Source organism: Amycolatopsis sp. MEPSY49 (assembly GCF_051337345.1).
GTDB lineage: Bacteria > Actinomycetota > Actinomycetes > Mycobacteriales > Pseudonocardiaceae > Amycolatopsis.
On record NZ_JBDLYJ010000002.1, the window covers coordinates 769,829 to 785,457 of the forward strand.

General features: G+C 72.3%; 15 protein-coding genes. 10 read left to right on the forward strand and 5 right to left on the reverse strand.

Going from position 1 to position 15,629, the window contains the following annotated elements; genetic code table 11:
• Positions 1-57 precede the first annotated feature (57 nt).
• Genes ABFJ78_RS12710 through ABFJ78_RS12720 form a run of 3 tightly spaced genes read left to right on the forward strand, consistent with a single transcriptional unit; the run spans position 58 to position 2,713 of the window.
• A complete protein-coding gene (locus ABFJ78_RS12710) occupies positions 58-645 on the forward strand; it encodes an ArsR/SmtB family transcription factor (RefSeq protein ID WP_436386146.1) in 588 nt (195 codons plus the stop codon).
• Positions 642-1,916 (forward strand): MFS transporter, encoded by a 1,275-nt coding sequence (locus ABFJ78_RS12715; protein ID WP_436386147.1) that lies wholly within the window; start codon positions 642-644, stop codon positions 1,914-1,916. The genes ABFJ78_RS12710 and ABFJ78_RS12715 overlap by 4 nt, the downstream gene beginning before the upstream one ends.
• Positions 1,880-2,713, forward strand: a complete 834-nt coding sequence (locus tag ABFJ78_RS12720) for a metallophosphoesterase family protein (RefSeq protein ID WP_436386148.1) — start codon at positions 1,880-1,882, stop codon at positions 2,711-2,713. The genes ABFJ78_RS12715 and ABFJ78_RS12720 overlap by 37 nt, the downstream gene beginning before the upstream one ends.
• Here ABFJ78_RS12720 and ABFJ78_RS12725 read toward each other — a convergent pair.
• Positions 2,708-3,253 (reverse strand): CGNR zinc finger domain-containing protein, encoded by a 546-nt coding sequence (locus tag ABFJ78_RS12725; RefSeq protein ID WP_436386149.1) that lies wholly within the window; start codon positions 3,251-3,253, stop codon positions 2,708-2,710. The genes ABFJ78_RS12720 and ABFJ78_RS12725 overlap by 6 nt on opposite strands.
• 38 nt (positions 3,254-3,291) lie before the next feature.
• On the opposite strand from ABFJ78_RS12725, the gene ABFJ78_RS12730 reads away from it, so the two are divergent.
• The gene (locus ABFJ78_RS12730) at positions 3,292-4,191 is read left to right on the forward strand and encodes a phosphotriesterase family protein (protein ID WP_436386150.1); all 900 of its coding nucleotides are present in this window, start codon (positions 3,292-3,294) and stop codon (positions 4,189-4,191) included.
• A gap of 4 nt (positions 4,192-4,195) precedes the next feature.
• Here ABFJ78_RS12730 and ABFJ78_RS12735 read toward each other — a convergent pair whose 3' ends face one another.
• Positions 4,196-5,101 (reverse strand): PAC2 family protein, encoded by a 906-nt coding sequence (locus tag ABFJ78_RS12735; protein WP_436386151.1) that lies wholly within the window; start codon positions 5,099-5,101, stop codon positions 4,196-4,198.
• A 38-nt stretch (positions 5,102-5,139) separates the two neighbouring features.
• Here ABFJ78_RS12735 and metH point away from each other — a divergent pair, with 38 nt between their 5' ends.
• The 6 genes from metH to hisG all read left to right on the forward strand — a co-directional run bounded on the left by metH (position 5,140) and on the right by hisG (position 12,679).
• On the forward strand, positions 5,140-8,694 hold the full coding sequence (gene metH / locus ABFJ78_RS12740; RefSeq protein WP_436386152.1) for a methionine synthase: 3,555 nt from the start codon (positions 5,140-5,142) through the stop codon (positions 8,692-8,694).
• Positions 8,695-8,775: 81 nt separating this feature from the next.
• Entirely contained in the window at positions 8,776-9,408 is a 633-nt protein-coding gene (locus tag ABFJ78_RS12745; protein WP_436386785.1) for an HAD family hydrolase, read from the forward strand.
• 59 nt (positions 9,409-9,467) lie between these two features.
• Entirely contained in the window at positions 9,468-10,940 is a 1,473-nt protein-coding gene (locus ABFJ78_RS12750; RefSeq protein WP_436386153.1) for an AlkA N-terminal domain-containing protein, read from the forward strand.
• A gap of 8 nt (positions 10,941-10,948) precedes the next feature.
• Entirely contained in the window at positions 10,949-11,455 is a 507-nt protein-coding gene (locus ABFJ78_RS12755) for a methylated-DNA--[protein]-cysteine S-methyltransferase (RefSeq protein ID WP_436386154.1), read from the forward strand.
• 66 nt (positions 11,456-11,521) lie between these two features.
• Positions 11,522-11,785: a phosphoribosyl-ATP diphosphatase gene (locus ABFJ78_RS12760; protein WP_086681128.1), complete on the forward strand. Its 264-nt coding sequence runs from the start codon at positions 11,522-11,524 to the stop codon at positions 11,783-11,785.
• A gap of 48 nt (positions 11,786-11,833) precedes the next feature.
• On the forward strand, positions 11,834-12,679 hold the full coding sequence (gene hisG / locus ABFJ78_RS12765; RefSeq protein ID WP_436386155.1) for an ATP phosphoribosyltransferase: 846 nt from the start codon (positions 11,834-11,836) through the stop codon (positions 12,677-12,679).
• A 24-nt stretch (positions 12,680-12,703) separates the two neighbouring features.
• Here the strand turns inward: hisG and ABFJ78_RS12770 are convergent, their stop codons facing one another.
• From ABFJ78_RS12770 to ABFJ78_RS12780, 3 genes are all read right to left on the reverse strand, one after another.
• Positions 12,704-13,639: a ParA family protein gene (locus tag ABFJ78_RS12770; RefSeq protein ID WP_436386157.1), complete on the reverse strand. Its 936-nt coding sequence runs from the start codon at positions 13,637-13,639 to the stop codon at positions 12,704-12,706.
• 64 nt (positions 13,640-13,703) lie between these two features.
• The gene (locus ABFJ78_RS12775; RefSeq protein WP_436386159.1) at positions 13,704-14,495 is read right to left on the reverse strand and encodes a thioesterase family protein; all 792 of its coding nucleotides are present in this window, start codon (positions 14,493-14,495) and stop codon (positions 13,704-13,706) included.
• The gene (locus ABFJ78_RS12780) at positions 14,495-15,397 is read right to left on the reverse strand and encodes a RecB family exonuclease (RefSeq protein ID WP_436386160.1); all 903 of its coding nucleotides are present in this window, start codon (positions 15,395-15,397) and stop codon (positions 14,495-14,497) included. Before ABFJ78_RS12780 ends, ABFJ78_RS12775 begins: the two co-directional genes overlap by 1 nt.
• Positions 15,398-15,629: the final 232 nt, after the last annotated feature.

Genomic DNA, 15,629 nt, shown 5'->3' on the forward strand with positions numbered 1-15,629 from the left:
GCGGCACCCAATCTGAAAGAACGCTTTCGAAATGACTCTTTCAGATAGGGGTGGCCGATGGCCGAGCTGCCGCCGCGCAAGCGGATCGAGGACGTCGAGCTGCTGCGCGCCCTGTCGCACCCGCTGCGGTCGGCGCTGCTGAACCACCTCACCGCCGTCGGCCCGCGTACCGCGAGCGAGTGCGCGGAGGCGGTCGGCTCGACCGCGTCCAACTGCAGCTGGCACCTGCGCCAGCTCGCCCAGTACGGCCTGGTCGAGCGGGCGGACGCCGAAGACGGCCGCGAACGGCCGTGGCGCGCCCGGCAGGTCGGGCTGGAGATGGGGGAGCTGGCCGACGACCCCGCGCACCGCGCGGCCCAGCTGGGCATGGTGGGCGCGACCCTGGGCCACGAGCAGGAGCTGACCCAGCGGTACCTGGACTCGCTCGACGACCTCGACCCCGCGTGGCGCGGGGCGGCCGGGCTGATCACCTACGCGTTGCGCGTCACGCCGGAGGAGCTGACCCGGCTGACCGACGCGATCGACGCGCTGGTCCGGCCCTACGTCGGGGCCATCCGGACCGACGCGCCGGCGGACGCCCGCCCGGTGCACGTCGGCCTGCGGGCGTTCCCGCGCATCGAACACTCGGGGAAGGCGGAGGCATGAAACAGCTGCTGGGGGTGCCCGCGTTCGCGCGGCTGTGGGTCGCCGCGTTCTTCGGCGAGACGGCCGAGTGGATGCTGCAGGTGGCGCTGCCGGTCTACGTCTTCCAGCGCACCGGCTCCGCCGCGACGACGGCGCTGAGCATCGTGCTCGGCCTGCTGCCCGCGGTGCTGCTGAGCCCGGTCGCCGGCGTCGTGGCCGACCGGTGGAACCGGCGGGCGGTGCTGTTCGGCGTCTGCTGCGGGCTGGCCGTGGTGGCGTTGCCGCTGCTCGCGTCGCCGGGCGTAACCGTCGTGTACGCGGTGATGGCCGCGCAGGCGGCGCTGGCGTCGGTGTTCGAACCGGCACGCAACGCGCTGGTGCCCGAGCTGGTCGGCGTCGAGGAGGTCACCGGCGCGAACGGCCTGATGAGTGTCAACGGCAGCGTTGCGCGGCTGGCGGGCGGCTGGGCGGGCGGCGCGCTGCTCGGCTTCGGCGGGCTCGCCGACGTCGTCACCGGCTACCTGGCGGTGCTGGCGGTGGCGGCCGCGCTGCTGGCCAAGCCGTTCCGCCGGGTGAGCGCGCCCGCGCCGGCGGCCGCGCCCGAACCCGTGGTGCGGGCCTGGCTGGACGGTCTCCGCGAGCTCACGCACAACCGACGGCTTTGGCGCACCGGGCTCGCGCTGGTGTTCACATCGCTGGCGCAGGGGATGTTCCTGGTGCTGTTCGTGGTGTACGTCCTCGACGTGCTGGGCGGCGGCGAGGCCGACGCGGGCCTGCTGCGGGGCGTGCAGGCGATCGGCGGCCTGGCCGCCGGGTTCGCGCTGGCCACGGTGGCCCGGCGGGTCGCGCCGGCGGCGCTGCTGGGCTGGGGTGCGATCGCGCTGGGCCTGCTGTCGGCGGTGATCTGGAACCTGGCTGTGCTCACGACGGCGCTAGGGGTGTACGTGGGGTTGTTCGTCCTGGTCGGCGCTCCGGGCGTGGTCGTCGGCGCGGGGGTGCTCTCGGAGATCCAGAGTGCGGTCGCGCCGGAGCGGGCCGGCCGGGTGCTGAGCACGACGTTCGCGGTGGTCGCCCTGTGCACGACGGCCGGGGCGCTGCTGGCGGGAACGCTGGTCGCGACGACCGGGCCGGCGGTGCTGCTGAACGTCCAGGCCGGGGTGTACGTCCTGGCGGGAATCCTCGTGCTGGTGCGGAAACCACCCGTAATCCGCAGGTTTCGCGAAGAACCCGCCACCGCGGTGGCTACGGTGGAGGGGTGCCGCACCTCTTCGCGACCAGCGACCTCCACGTGACCCATGAGGGCAACGGCCCGATCCTCGACTCGGTCGTCCCGGAGACGCCCGAAGACTGGCTGCTCGTGGCCGGGGACGTCGCCGAGCGGGCCGAAGCCACCATCGGGACCTTGAAGACCCTCAGCGAGCGGTTCGCGAAGGTCGTCTGGGTGCCGGGCAACCACGAGCTGTGGACGACGAACGGCGACCCGTGCCAGCTGCGCGGGCAGGCCCGGTACGAGCACCTCGTCGAGGAGTGCCGGAAGCTCGGGGTCCTGACGCCGGAGGACGAGTACCCGGTGTGGCCCCACGCGGACCGGCCGCTGACGATCGCGCCCCTGTTCCTGCTCTACGACTACAGCTGGCGGACCCCGGAGGCCGAGGGCAAGTCCCTGGAGGAGGCCCTGAGCCAGGCCCGGGCCGCCGGCGTGGTCTGCACCGACGAGTACTTCCTGCACCCGGATCCGTACCCGAGCCGCCAGGCGTGGTGCGAGGACCGGCTGAAGACCAGCACCGAGCGCCTGGATGCGATCCCGGCCGACCACGGCACCATCCTGATGTCGCACTGGCCGCTGCACCGCCACCCGACGGCGCCGCTGTACTGGCCGGAGTTCGCGCTGTGGTGCGGGACCACGAAGACCGAGGACTGGCACCTGCGCTACCGCGCGGAGATCGCGGTCTACGGCCACCTGCACATCCCGCGGACGACCGAGGCCGACGGGGTGCGCTTCGAGGAGGTTTCGCTCGGTTATCCGCGCGAGTGGCGGAAGCGGGCGCGGGGCGCGGTGCCGATGCGCCGGATCCTTTGGCCGTCATGAGTCCGCGCGCCGCCGCTCCCTGAGCGCGCGTACCCGGCCGCGGCTGGCGCACGCCGGCGACGGGCACCAGCGCCGTCGCCCGCCCGGGTCCGCGAACACGCCCCGGCAGTCCTGCTCGGGACACGCGCGCAGGTCGAGGCGCAGCGGCCCGGTGAGCCAGTCGGCCGCCTGGTGGGCGAGCCGGGCGAACGCGGCGTCCGCGGTCGTCGGCGCACTGCGGCGCAGCCGGTCCAGGGCGGTCAGCTCCATCGGCTCGGGTTCGAGGAAGCGCGCCAGAACACCGACCTGATCGGCGGTGGGGGCGAGGCCGTCCACGGCGCCCAGGGCGAGCGGCCGCAGCGCCTCCCGCAGCCGGTGTGCCGCATCGAGGTCCCGGCCGGTGACCGGTTCGAGGGGAGTCAGCTCCACGCAAGCCAGCCAGGCGACCAGGCGCTCGGTCGTCGGAAGGCGTTCGACCGGCCGGGGCCCGAAGTGGCGGCCACGGGTGGCGAGCAGGTTCAGCCACGGGGCACCCATGTCGAGGCGGAAGTCTTCGGACACCCCGCCAGTGTAACGGCTCAAGCGTTACACTCACCGGCATGACCGGGGAACCGCGGATACGGACGGTGCTGGGCGACATCGAGCCGGCCGAGCTGGGCGTGACGAACGCCCACGACCACCTCTTCTTCGCCTCGAAACTGCTGCCGGACCAGGAACTCGACGACCCGGCCGCCGCGGCGGCCGAACTGATCCGGTTCCGGGCGGCCGGCGGCGCCGCCCTCGTCCAGTGGACGCCGCACGGCCTCGGCCGCCGGATGGAGGACCTCGCCCGGATCTCGCGGGAGACGGGCGTGCACCTCGTCGGCGCCACCGGCCTGCACCGCGCCGAGCACTACGCGCCCGCCGCGCTGACCCGGGTCGTCGACGACCTGGCCGCCGTCTTCGTCGAAGACCTGACCGGGACGACCGGCCCGCGGGCCGGGCTGATCAAGGTGGCCGGCGCGTTCCACACCATCGACTCGCACGCGCGGCTGACGATGACCGCCGCCGCGGTCGCCCACCAGGAGACCGGCGCGCCGATCGCCGTGCACCTCGAACTCGGCACGGCGGGGCTGGAAACGGTCGAACTGCTCTGCGACCAGCTCGATGTTCCACCCGAAAAGGTGATTCTCGGGCACCTCAACCGCAACCCGGACCCGCGGCGGCAGCGGGAGATCGCCGAGACCGGCGTGTTCCTCGGCTTCGACGGCCCGTCGCGGGCCAACCACGCCACCGACTGGCGGCTCTTCGACGGCCTCGAAGCGCTCGTCGAGGCGGGCCACGGCGCGCAGCTCCTGCTCGGCGGGGACACGACCACCGCCGCCGCCCGGCACCAGCCGGGCGCGTCCTACCTGCTCACGACGCTGGCGCCGCGGCTGAGGAAGCTGCTGGGCGGCGACGTCGTCACGGCCATGCTGGTGGCGAACCCCGCGCGGGCGTTCGCCACCAACTGGCGGTGACGGTTCAGCGCAGGCCGAAACCTTCCTGCCCGCCGCCCCGGCCGCGGCGGCGCAGGTAGCGCTCGAACTCGGCGGCGATCTTGTCGCCGCTGACGTCCTGCTCGGCGACCTCGATCTGCGCGTCGCCGCGCTCCTCGAGGCCGCGGACGTACTCGCTGATCTCCTCGTCCTCGTCGGCCATCTCGCTGACCGTGCGCTGCCACTCCTCGGACTGCTCCGGCAGCGCCCCGAGCGGGATCTCGACGTCGAGGATGTCCTCCAGCTTGTGCAGCAGCGCCAGCGTCGCCTTCGGGGACGGCGGGTGCGAGACGTAGTGCGGCACCGCGGCCCAGATCGACACGGCCGGGATGCCCGCCTGCACGCAGTAGTCCTGCAGGATCCCGACGATGCCGGACGGGCCCTGGTAGTTGTTCAGGTCGAGCCCGTAGAGCGACGCGGTGTCCTTGTCGTAGGCCGTCCCGGTCACCGGGACCGGCCGCGTGTGCGCGGTGTCGGCGAGCAGCGCGCCCAGCGTCACCACGGTCGCGACGTCGAGCTGCTTGATGTGCTCCAGCAGCTCGGCGCAGAAGGCGCGCCAGCGCATGTTCGGCTCGGGGCCCTGCACCAGCACGACGTCCCGGTCGAACCCGTCGGGGCGGCACACCGACAGCGTTGTCGTCGGCCAGTCCACCCGTCGAGTGACGCCGTCCACCATCCGGACGGTCGGGCGGCTGACCTGGAAGTCGTAGTAGTCGTCGGGCTCCAGTTCGGCCAGTGGCGTGGCGTCCCAGTTCAGCTGCAGGTGCTCGACCGCCCGGCTGGCCGCGTCACCTGCGTCGTTCCAGCCTTCGAAGGCGACGACCATCAACGGTCGGGTGGGTTCGGGGCGGTCGCCGGGCGGCCGCGGGGTCTCGTCGACGGGCTCACTCACCGGACCAGCCTACGACCACCGGCCTTACCCTGTTCAGCATGTCCGACCGCCTGTCGTCGCCCTTCCTCGATGCCCTTCGCTCGCGCGTACTGGTGGCCGACGGCGCCATGGGCACCGCCCTGCAGGCCCACGACCTCAGCCTGGCCGACTTCGACGGCCTCGAAGGCTGCAACGAGATCCTCAACGTCACCCGGCCGGACGTGGTCCGCTCGGTGCACCGGGGCTACCTGGAGGCGGGCGCGGACGCCGTCGAGACCAACACTTTCGGGGCCAATTTCGCCAACTTCGCCGAGTACGACATCACCGGGCGGATCTTCGAGCTCGCCGAGGCCGGGGCGCGCCTGGCCCGCGAGACCGCCGACGAGTTCGCGACGCCGGACCGCCCGCGGTTCGTGCTCGGCTCGGTCGGCCCGGGCACCAAGCTGCCGACGCTCGGCCACGCGCCGTTCACCACGCTGCGTGACGCCTACCGCGAGGAGGTCCGCGGGCTGCTGGCGGGCGGCGTCGACGCGGTGATCGTCGAGACCACCCAGGACATCCTCCAGACGAAGGCGTCGATCATCGGCGCCAAGCGCGCCATGGCCGCCGAGGGCCGGCACGTGCCGATCCTCGCTTCGATCACCGTCGAAACGACCGGCACGATGCTGCTCGGCACCGAGGTCGGCGCGGCGCTGGCCGCCCTCGAGCCGCTCGGCATCGACGTCATCGGGCTCAACTGCGCCACCGGGCCCGCCGAGATGAGCGAGCACCTGCGGCAGCTGGCCAAGCTCGCCCGGGTGCCGCTGTCGGTGATGCCGAACGCCGGCCTGCCGGAGCTGGGGCCGGACGGCGCGGTGTACCCGCTCGGTCCGGAAGCGCTGGTCGAGGCGCTGACCGGGTTCGTCCGCGAGTTCGGCGTCGGCCTGGTCGGCGGCTGCTGCGGCACCACCGACGAGCACATCCGGCAGCTCGCCGCGGCGGTCTCCGAGACGAAACCGGTGCCTCGGCGGCCGCGGCCGGAACCCGGCGTGTCCTCGCTCTACCAGGCGGTCCCGTTCAAGCAGGACGCCAGCGTGCTGATGATCGGCGAGCGGACCAACGCCAACGGCTCGAAGGCGTTCCGCACCGCGATGCTCGAGGGCCGCTGGGACGACTGCGTCGAGATCGCCCGTGCACAGACCCGCGACGGCGCCCACCTCCTGGACCTGTGTGTCGACTACGTCGGCCGCGACGGCACCGCCGACATGGCCGAGCTGGCCGGGCGCCTGGCGACCGCGTCCACCCTGCCGATCATGCTCGACTCCACCGAGGTCGCCGTCTTGAAGGCCGGCCTGCAGCGGCTCGGCGGCCGCTGCGCGGTCAACTCCGTCAACTACGAGGACGGCGACGGCCCCGAGTCCCGGTTCACCCAGGTCATGGACCTGGTCAGCGAGTACGGTGCCGCCGTCGTCGCCCTGACCATCGACGAAGAGGGCCAGGCGCGCACGGCGCAGAAGAAGGCCGACATCGCGACCCGGCTGATCGAGGACATCACCGGCAAGTGGGGGCTGCGCACCTCCGACGTCATCATCGACGCCCTGACCTTCACCATCGCCACCGGCCAGGAGGAGTCGCGCCGCGACGGCATCGAGACGATCGAAGCCATCCGCGAGATCAAACGCCGCCACCCCGACGTCCAGACCACCCTGGGGTTGTCGAACATCTCGTTCGGCCTCAACCCGGCCGCGCGGCAGGTGCTGAACTCGGTGTTCCTGCACGAGTGCGTCCAAGCCGGCCTGGACACCGCGATCGTGCACGCGTCGAAGATCCTGCCGATGGCCCGCATCCCCGACGACCAGCGCGCGATCGCCCTCGACCTCGTCTACGACCGCCGGCGCGAAGGCTACGACCCGCTGCAGGAGCTGATGGCCGTGTTCGAGGGCGTCAGCGCGGCGTCGTCGAAGGCCTCGCGAGCCGAAGAGCTGGCCGCGCTGCCGCTGTTCGAACGCCTCGAACGCCGGATCGTCGACGGCGAACGCAACGGCCTCACCGACGACCTCGACGCGGCCTTGGAGCAGCGGCCGGCCCTGCAGATCATCAACGACACGCTGCTGTCCGGCATGAAGACCGTCGGCGAGCTGTTCGGGTCCGGGCAGATGCAGCTGCCGTTCGTCCTGCAGTCCGCCGAGGTGATGAAGGCCGCCGTCGCCCACCTCGAGCCGCACATGGAAAAGGACGACGACTCCGGGAAGGGCCGCATCGTGCTGGCCACCGTCCGCGGCGACGTGCACGACATCGGCAAGAACCTCGTCGACATCATCCTGTCCAACAACGGCTACGAGGTCGTCAACCTCGGGATCAAGCAGCCGATCACGACCATCCTCGACGCGGCCGAGGAGCACGGCGCCGACGCGATCGGGATGTCCGGCCTGCTGGTCAAGTCCACGGTGATCATGAAGGAGAACCTCCAGGAGATGAACTCCCGGGGTGTCGCCGCGCGCTGGCCGGTGCTGCTCGGCGGCGCGGCGCTGACCCGCTCCTACGTCGAAAACGATCTCACGGAGCTGTACTTCGGCGACGTCCGCTACGCGCGCGACGCGTTCGAGGGGCTGCGGCTGATGGACGCGATCATGGCGGCGAAGCGCGGAGAGTCGCCGCTGGTCGACGCGGACGCGGAGCAGAAGCGCCTGGAGCGCAAGGAACGCCGCGAACGGTCGCTGCGGATCGCCGAAGCGCGGAAAGCCCGCAAGGCGGAGGAAGAAGCCCTCGAAGGGCCGCCGCCCGCGCGCTCGGACGTCGCCACCGACGTCCCGCTGCCGAGCCCGCCGTTCTGGGGTTCGCGTGTGGTCAAGGGCGTCCCGCTCGCCGACTACGCCGCGATGCTCGACGAGCGCGCGACCTTCATGGGGCAGTGGGGCCTCAAGGGCGCCCGCGGCGGCGCCGGGCCGACGTACGACGAACTCGTCGAGTCCGAAGGCCGGCCCCGGCTGCGGTACTGGCTCGACCGGCTGACCGCGGACGGCATCTTGGCTCACGCGGCCGTCGTCTACGGCTACTTCCCGTGCGTTGCCGAGGGCGACGACCTGGTCGTGCTCACCGAACCAGAACCGGACGCGCCGGAGCGGCTGCGTTTCACCTTCCCGCGCCAGCGCCGCGACCGGCGCCTCTGCCTGGCCGACTTCTACCGGCCGCGCGAGTCCGGTGAGGTCGACGTCGTGCCGTTCACCGTGGTGACCATGGGCCAGCCCATCGCCGACTACGCGAACGAGCTGTTCGCCGCCAACGCCTACCGCGATTACCTGGAGGTCCACGGCCTCGGCGTCCAGCTCACCGAAGCGCTCGCCGAGTACTGGCACTGCCGCATCCGGCAGGAGCTGACCTTCCCCTCCGGTGTGGCGGTCGCCTCAGAGGACCCCGACGACGTCGAGGAGTTCTTCAAGCTCGGCTACCGTGGAGCCAGGTTCTCACTGGGCTACGGCGCCTGTCCCGATCTCGAGGACCGGGCGAAGATCGTCGCCCTCCTCGAACCGGGCCGGATCGGCGTCAAGCTGTCCGAGGAGTACCAGCTGCACCCCGAGCAGTCGACCGACGCGATCGTCTGCCACCACCCGGAAGCCAAGTACTTCAACACCTGAGGGAGATCCACTGTGTCTGACTGCGCCTCCGCGGGAAAGCGTGCGTCGGCGCTGGACGGACTCGATGCCGTGCTGTGGGACATGGACGGCACGCTCGTCGATTCCGAGAAGCTGTGGGACATCGCCCTCTACGAGACGGCGGAGTGGCTGGGCGGCAAGCTTTCCGAAGAGCAGCGGCTGACCCTCGTCGGGTCCAACATGGACGACACGTCGGCGTACCTCCTCGAGGTCGTCGGCCGCCCGGTCACGCGAGAGGCGATCGCGTCGACGGGCGAGGAGATCCGCCGCCGCACGGCCGGTCTCTTCGACGACGAGCTGCCGTGGCGCCCCGGCGCCCGCGAAGCGCTGACGGCGGTGCGCGAAGCCGGCCTGCGCTCGGCTTTGGTCACCTCGACCGAGCGGGACCTGACCGAGCTGGCGCTGAACACGATCGGGCGGGAGTTCTTCGACGCCACCGTCTGCGGTGACGAGGTCGACGGCCTCAACAAACCGCACCCGCGGCCGTACCTCAAGGGCGCGGAGCTGCTCGGCGTGGACCCGGCGCGGTGCGTCGCGGTCGAAGACTCGCCGCCGGGCACCGAATCGGCGGTCGCGGCGGGCTGCACGGTCCTGGTCATCCCGAACGACGTCCCGGTCGCGCCGGGGGAGCGGCGCGTGTTCCGCGACTCCCTCGTCGGCATCGACGTGCCGGCGCTGGCGGCCCTGCTGGGCTGAGCACGCCCATGTCGCATTTCCGCTAGCCCCGGCCTGCCGGGTCCGCGATGCTGGGTTCCGTGCACGAAGATTTCGAGCGGTGCGTGCGGGCCGTGCAGGCGAAGGACGCCCGGTTCGACGGGTGGTTCTACACCGCCGTCCTGACGACGAAGATCTACTGCCTGCCCAGCTGCCCGGTGGTGCCGCCCAAGCCGCGGAACATGAGCTTCTACCCGAGCGCGGCAGCCGCGCAGCAAGCCGGCTTCCGTGCCTGCAAGCGCTGCCGCCCGGACGCGAGCCCGGGCTCGCCGCTGTGGAACGAACGCGCCGACCTGGTCGCCCGCGCCATGCGGCTGATCGCCGACGGCGTCGTCGACACCGACGGCGTCCAGGGCCTCGCCGACCGGCTCGGCTACAGCGTCCGGCAGGTGCAGCGCCAGGTGTTCGCCGAGGTCGGCGCCGGACCGTTGGCTTTGGCCAGGGCGCAGCGCGCGCAGACCGCGCGGACGCTGATCGAGACGACCACCCTGCCGATGGCCGAGCTGGCCCTGGCCGCCGGGTTCGGCAGCATCCGGGCGTTCAACGACACCGTCCGCGAGGTGTTCGCCCTCTCGCCGACCGAACTGCGGCAGCGCGCGAAGGGCAAGCCGTCGGCGACGGCGGGCGCGATCCCGCTGCGGCTGCCGTACCGGAAGCCGCTCTGCCCGGACAACCTGTTCGGCCACCTCGTGGCCACCGGCGTTCCCGGCGTCGAGGAGTGGCGCGACGGCGCCTACCGCCGGACCCTGCGGCTGCCGCACGGCCACGGCGTCGTCGCGCTGCGCCCCGGGGACTCCGCTGCCGGGTACATCGCCTGCCGGCTCACCTTGACCGACCTGCGGGACCTGCCCACGGCGACCAGCCGCTGCCGCCGCCTGCTCGACCTCGACGCCGACCCGGTCGCCGTCGACGACCAGCTCGCCACTGACCCGCTGCTCGCGCCGCTGGTGGCGGCCGCGCCGGGCCGCCGGGTGCCGCGCACGGTCGACGGCGCCGAGTTCGCGGTGCGGGCCGTGCTGGGACAGCAGGTCTCGACGGCGGCGGCCCGCACCCACGCGGCCCGGCTCGTCGTGGCCCACGGCGAGCCGGTCGACGACCCGGAGGGCGGGCTGACGCACCTGTTCCCGTCGCCGGACGCGCTCGCTTCCCTGGATCCGGAGACGCTGGCGATGCCGCGCTCTCGCCGTCGCACCCTGCTCGCGCTGGTCGAGGCGCTGACGGACGGCCTCGACCTCGGCGTCGGCAGCGACTGGGCCGGGACGCGGGCGGCGCTGACCGCGTTGCCCGGCTTCGGGCCGTGGACGGTCGAGAGCATCGCCATGCGCGCCCTCGGCGACCCCGACGCGTTCCTGCCCACCGACCTCGGCATCAAGTACGCCGCCGAAACCCTCGGCCTCGGCGGCCAGGCCGCCGTCGTCGCCCGGTCCGAGGCGTGGCGCCCGTGGCGCGCCTACGCCACCCAGCACCTGTGGGCCACCGGTGACCACGCGATCAACCGGATGCCCGCCGCCTAGGAGGTCCCATGCGTTCCCACACGGTCGTTGAGAGTCCCTGCGGTCCGCTGACCTTGGTCGCCGAGGGCGACGCGCTCTGCGGGCTGTACATGCACGAACAGCGCCACCGCCCGGCCCAGGCGACCTTCGGTTCGCCCGGCGCCGTCGAGACCTTCGCGCTCGCCGAAATCCAGCTGAAGGAGTACTTCGCCGGGCGGCGGCGGGAGTTCGACCTCCCGCTGGCCTTCCACGGCACGCCGTTCCAGCGGTCGGTGTGGGCGGCACTGCTCGACATCCCGTACGGCGAAACCGCGTCCTACGGCGAGCTCGCGCAGCTGCTCGGCAAGCCGGCGGCCGCGCGGGCGGTGGGCCTGGCCAACGGCAAGAACCCGATTTCGATCATCGTGCCGTGCCACCGGGTCATCGGTTCGACGGGTTCGCTGACCGGGTACGGCGGCGGCCTGGAGCGCAAGCGGTACCTCCTCGACTTCGAACGCCGTCCCAGTCCTCGGGAGGCAGTGTCCACTTCGGTGTGAGATCCACGGCATCCGCGGCGGGGCGGGGCGGCGCCGCCGGGGGCGGGGTGGAAGGATCTGCAGACCGTGAAGACCTTCGATGAGCTGTTCGCGGAGCTTGCCGAGCGCGCGCGTACCCGTCCCGACGGGTCCGGCACCGTCGTCGCCCTCGACGCCGGGGTGCACGCCCAGGGCAAGAAGGTGCTCGAGGAAGCCGGCGAGGTGTGGATCGCCGCCGAGCACGAGTCCGACGACCGCCTCGCCGAGGAGATCTCCCAGCTGCTGTACCGGGTGCAGGTGCTGATGCTCGGCCGTGGCCTGTCGACCGAGGACGTCTACCGCTACCTGTGACGGGGTCGCCCGGTGCTGGACCGGGTGAGGAACGAGGAGAAGAGCGAAATGCTGCGTGTTGCCGTGCCGAACAAGGGAGCCCTCGCCGCCGCGGCGACGGAGATGCTCGGCGAGGCGGGCTACCGGAAGCGGCATGAGCAGCGCGATCTGACCGTGCTCGACCACGTCAACGAGGTCGAGTTCTTCTTCCTGCGCCCCAAGGACATCGCGATCTACGTCGGCTCCGGCGACCTCGACCTCGGCATCACCGGCCGGGACCTGGCGCTCGACTCCGGCGCGCCGGTGGAGGAGATCCAGGCGCTCGGCTTCGGCGGTTCGACGTTCCGCTACGCCGCCCCGGCCGGCCGCGACTGGAAGCCGGCCGACCTGCACGGCAAGCGGCTCGCGACGTCGTACCCGCGGCTGGTCCGCGACGACCTCGCCCGCCACGGCGTCGAGGCCGAAGTGATCCGCCTCGACGGCGCGGTCGAAATCTCGATCCAGCTGGGCGTGGCGGATGCGATCGCGGACGTCGTCGAGTCCGGCCGGTCGCTGCGGCAGAACAACCTGGTCGCGTTCGGCGACCCGATCTGCGTGTCCGAAGCGGTGCTGCTGCAGCGTCGCGGTACGCCGGAGAGCAAGGCGAAGTCGCAGCTGGCCGCGCGCCTGCGCGGGGTCGTGTTCGCGCAGCAGTACATGATGCTGGACTACGACTGCCCGCGGACGCTGGTCGAAAAGGCCATCGCCATCACGCCCGGTCTCGAGTCGCCGACCGTGGCGCCGCTCGCCGACGACGACTGGGTGGCCGTGCGCGCGATGGTGTCGCGCAAGAAGGTCAACCTCATCATGGACGAGCTGGCCGAGGTCGGCGCGAAGGCGATCCTGGCGTCGGACATCCGCTCCTGCCGCCTCTGACCGGAACCCCGGCCGGCCGCGCACTCAGCGCGGCCGGTGGGGTTTCTTGGGCAGCAGGTCGTAGAGGCCCTTGCGGGCGCCGTTGTCGTTGACGTTGCGGGCCACCGCGACCTCCGAGATGAAGTCCTCGAAGACGAACTCCTCGTCCGCCGGGACCACCGCGGGGGCCTGGTTCTGCTCCAGGTAGCTGTCCAGCGTGCCGGCGATCTCGCGGAAGGACAGCGCTTGCAGCGTCTCCGGCGCGTACGTCGTCACCGGGACGCCGTGCGCCGCCGCCTCGTTCATCACCACGCCCAGCGGCAGGTGCGAGAGCATCGGGATGCCGAACTCGTACATCTCCTGCAGCGCCGCCGCCGCGTAGTGCGAGATCGGGCGCCGGTAGAGGCTCGGCACCAGGCCGAACCAGGACAGCGGCTGCCGCCCGACCGTCTGCTCGACGTACCGGACCTGGTCGGCCAGGAGCCGCAGCGCGCGGATGCTCGTCTTGTCCGGCTGGACCGGGACCAGGATGCCGTGCGAGGCCGCGAGCGCGTTGTTCGTCAGCACGTCCAGCGCCGGCGGGCAGTCGATGACGCAGTGGTCGTAGTTGGCGAACTGGATGACCCGGGCCAGCTGCCAGCCGGGCACGCGGAACGAGTCGAGCCGCCGGATCAGGTCGAACATCCCCGGTGACGTCGGCACGACGTCGAGCGCGCCACCCTTGCCGAGGTTGCTGCGCGGGTGCGGGACGACGAGCTCCTCGATCGGGCCCTTCCACGTCTTGGCCAGCGCTTTCGCCAAGGTCGGCGCGTCTCCGCGGACCTCGGACAGGCCGAGCATCTCGGTCGTCGCGTGGCCCTGCGGGTCGAGGTCGACCAGCAGCACCCGCCGGCCCCGCTCGGCCAGCGCGGCCGCGGTGCCGACGCTCAGTGAGGTCTTGCCGACCCCGCCTTTCTGGTTGACCACCGAGGTGATCTGCATGCCGGAGCGCTCCTCAAGTCGGTCGTTCCGCGAAGGTTATTGGATGCGGGGCCGTTGTGGGTGGCTATCCGCCCCCGGCCTGTCGCGGTCGCACCATCAGCGCCTGCGCGCCGGTGGCCACCGGGCCGGCCGCGTCGTGCAGGATGCTCGTCGCGGTGCCGATGCCGTGCTTGCCGACCAGCGTGACCGCGTCGAGGCCGATCCACTCGCCTTCCGGCACCCGGCGCAGGTGGAGGGTCAGCTCGGAGTTGATGAACCACCACTTGCGCGGGTCGAGGAAGTTCGACACGCCGTTGCCGGAGTCGGCGATGGCGAACAGCCGCTGCAGCCCACTCGGCTCCTCGCCGTCGACCAGCGGCACGCGCTGGCGGGCCCAGACGGCCGCCGGGCCGGGCACGTCCATGCCGCCGCGCACCGCCCGCCACTCGACGGCGTCGAGGTAGCCGGCCTGCCAGCCCTCCGGCCACGGCGACTCCGTCACGGTGTCCGGAGCGGGCAGCAGCGGCCCGGCGTCCGTGGCGGCCTCGGTCGTGTCGGCGGTCGCGATGCGCCACGCGGAAGCCCGCGCCACGACGCGGTCCGCGCTCGCCAGCTCGGCCTGCAGCAGCTCCACCGACCGGCCCGGCCGCTCGACCCGGGCCCGCACGGTGAGCTCGGCGACCGGTGCCGGGCCGAGGATCTCGACGGTCACCCGCGCGAGCTCGGCCGGGTGCGCCTGTTCGACGTTTTCGAGGGCGCGCACCAGCAACGCCGACGGCGGGCCGAAGTGCTGGGACTCCGACGACCACGGCCCGGCCGTGTGCCCGGTCGCGGAGTAGCGGTCGTCGCCGAGCGGGACGTAGAACGCGTCGGCCATCAGTCGGCCCGGTCCAGCGGCGTCTCCTCGCCCGCGCCGGGCTCCGGCCAGCCGGGGTAGTCCGGCGGCGTGCCGCCGTACTCGGGGCAGTGCGCCTGGTGGTCGCACCAGTTGCACAGCTTGGTCTTGTTCGCGCGGAAGTCGCCGGTCTTGCCCGCCTTGAGGATGGCCTGCCAGATGGCCTCGAGGGTGCGTTCGAAGCGCACCAGCTCGGCCTCGTCCGGGGTGTAGGCGAGGGACTGGCCGTCGGTGAGGTACATCAGCTTCAGCTGCCGCGGCACGACGCCGCGCAGCCGCCACAGCACGACGGCGTAGAACTTCATCTGGAACATCGCCTTGGCCTCGCCGATTTCCCGCGGCGCGGCGCCGGTCTTGTAGTCGACGACCCGGATTTCGCCGGTCGGCGCGACGTCGACGCGGTCGATGTAGCCGCGCAGCAGGACACCGGAGCCGAGCTCGATTTCGACGTGCAGCTCGCAAGCCTCGGGTTCCAGCCGCCGCGGGTCCTCCAGCTCGAAGTAGGCGTCCAGCAGCTTTTCCGCCGACCGCAGCCAGTCCGCGTGGTCGTCGGGCTTTTCGCCGTCGAACAGCTCGGTCCACTCCGGACGGTCCGCGGACAGGTCCGTCCACGCCGGGCCGAGCAGCTCCTTCGCCTGGGCCGGGACGCGCTCGGCGGCCGGCAGCGCGAACAGCCGCTCCAGCACCGAGTGGACGAGCGTGCCGCGCAATTGGGCCTTGGTCGGGACCTCGGGCAGCCGGTCGACCGCGCGGAACCGGTAGAGCAGCGGGCACTGCTTGAAGTCGCTGGCCCGGGACGGCGACAGCGCGGGCCGCCGCCGCACCTCGGTGGCGACGGCGGTGGCTGCTGGGGGATCCGTGGTGACGGTGTCGGCGTCGGGCATGGGCAGAGCGTAACGCCGGGGTCCGACAGTTCCGGCGACCGCAACGCCCGGCACCCGCACCCGCGGCCTCAAGCGCCCCAATGTGGCCTTCGGTGCGCAAGACGCAACCAAGGCGGCCTTCGGTGCTCCATCCATGCCCCCACCGCCACCCTCAACGGAGGCGCTTCGCGCCGCAGCGCTGGTTCAACGCAACCAATGTGGCCTTGGGGCGCTTGGGCCGTGCGCGACACCA

Coding starts and splice junctions, on each gene's coding strand:
- ABFJ78_RS12710 (WP_436386146.1), top strand. CDS start 58: ATGGCCGAGCTGCCGCCGCGCAAGCGGATCGAGGACGTCGAGCTGCTG.
- ABFJ78_RS12715 (WP_436386147.1), top strand. CDS start 642: ATGAAACAGCTGCTGGGGGTGCCCGCGTTCGCGCGGCTGTGGGTCGCC.
- ABFJ78_RS12730 (WP_436386150.1), top strand. CDS start 3,292: ATGACCGGGGAACCGCGGATACGGACGGTGCTGGGCGACATCGAGCCG.
- metH (WP_436386152.1), top strand. CDS start 5,140: ATGTCCGACCGCCTGTCGTCGCCCTTCCTCGATGCCCTTCGCTCGCGC.
- ABFJ78_RS12745 (WP_436386785.1), top strand. CDS start 8,776: ATGGACGGCACGCTCGTCGATTCCGAGAAGCTGTGGGACATCGCCCTC.
- ABFJ78_RS12755 (WP_436386154.1), top strand. CDS start 10,949: ATGCGTTCCCACACGGTCGTTGAGAGTCCCTGCGGTCCGCTGACCTTG.
- hisG (WP_436386155.1), top strand. CDS start 11,834: ATGCTGCGTGTTGCCGTGCCGAACAAGGGAGCCCTCGCCGCCGCGGCG.
- ABFJ78_RS12770 (WP_436386157.1), bottom strand. CDS start 13,639: ATGCAGATCACCTCGGTGGTCAACCAGAAAGGCGGGGTCGGCAAGACC.
- ABFJ78_RS12775 (WP_436386159.1), bottom strand. CDS start 14,495: ATGGCCGACGCGTTCTACGTCCCGCTCGGCGACGACCGCTACTCCGCG.
- ABFJ78_RS12780 (WP_436386160.1), bottom strand. CDS start 15,397: ATGCCCGACGCCGACACCGTCACCACGGATCCCCCAGCAGCCACCGCC.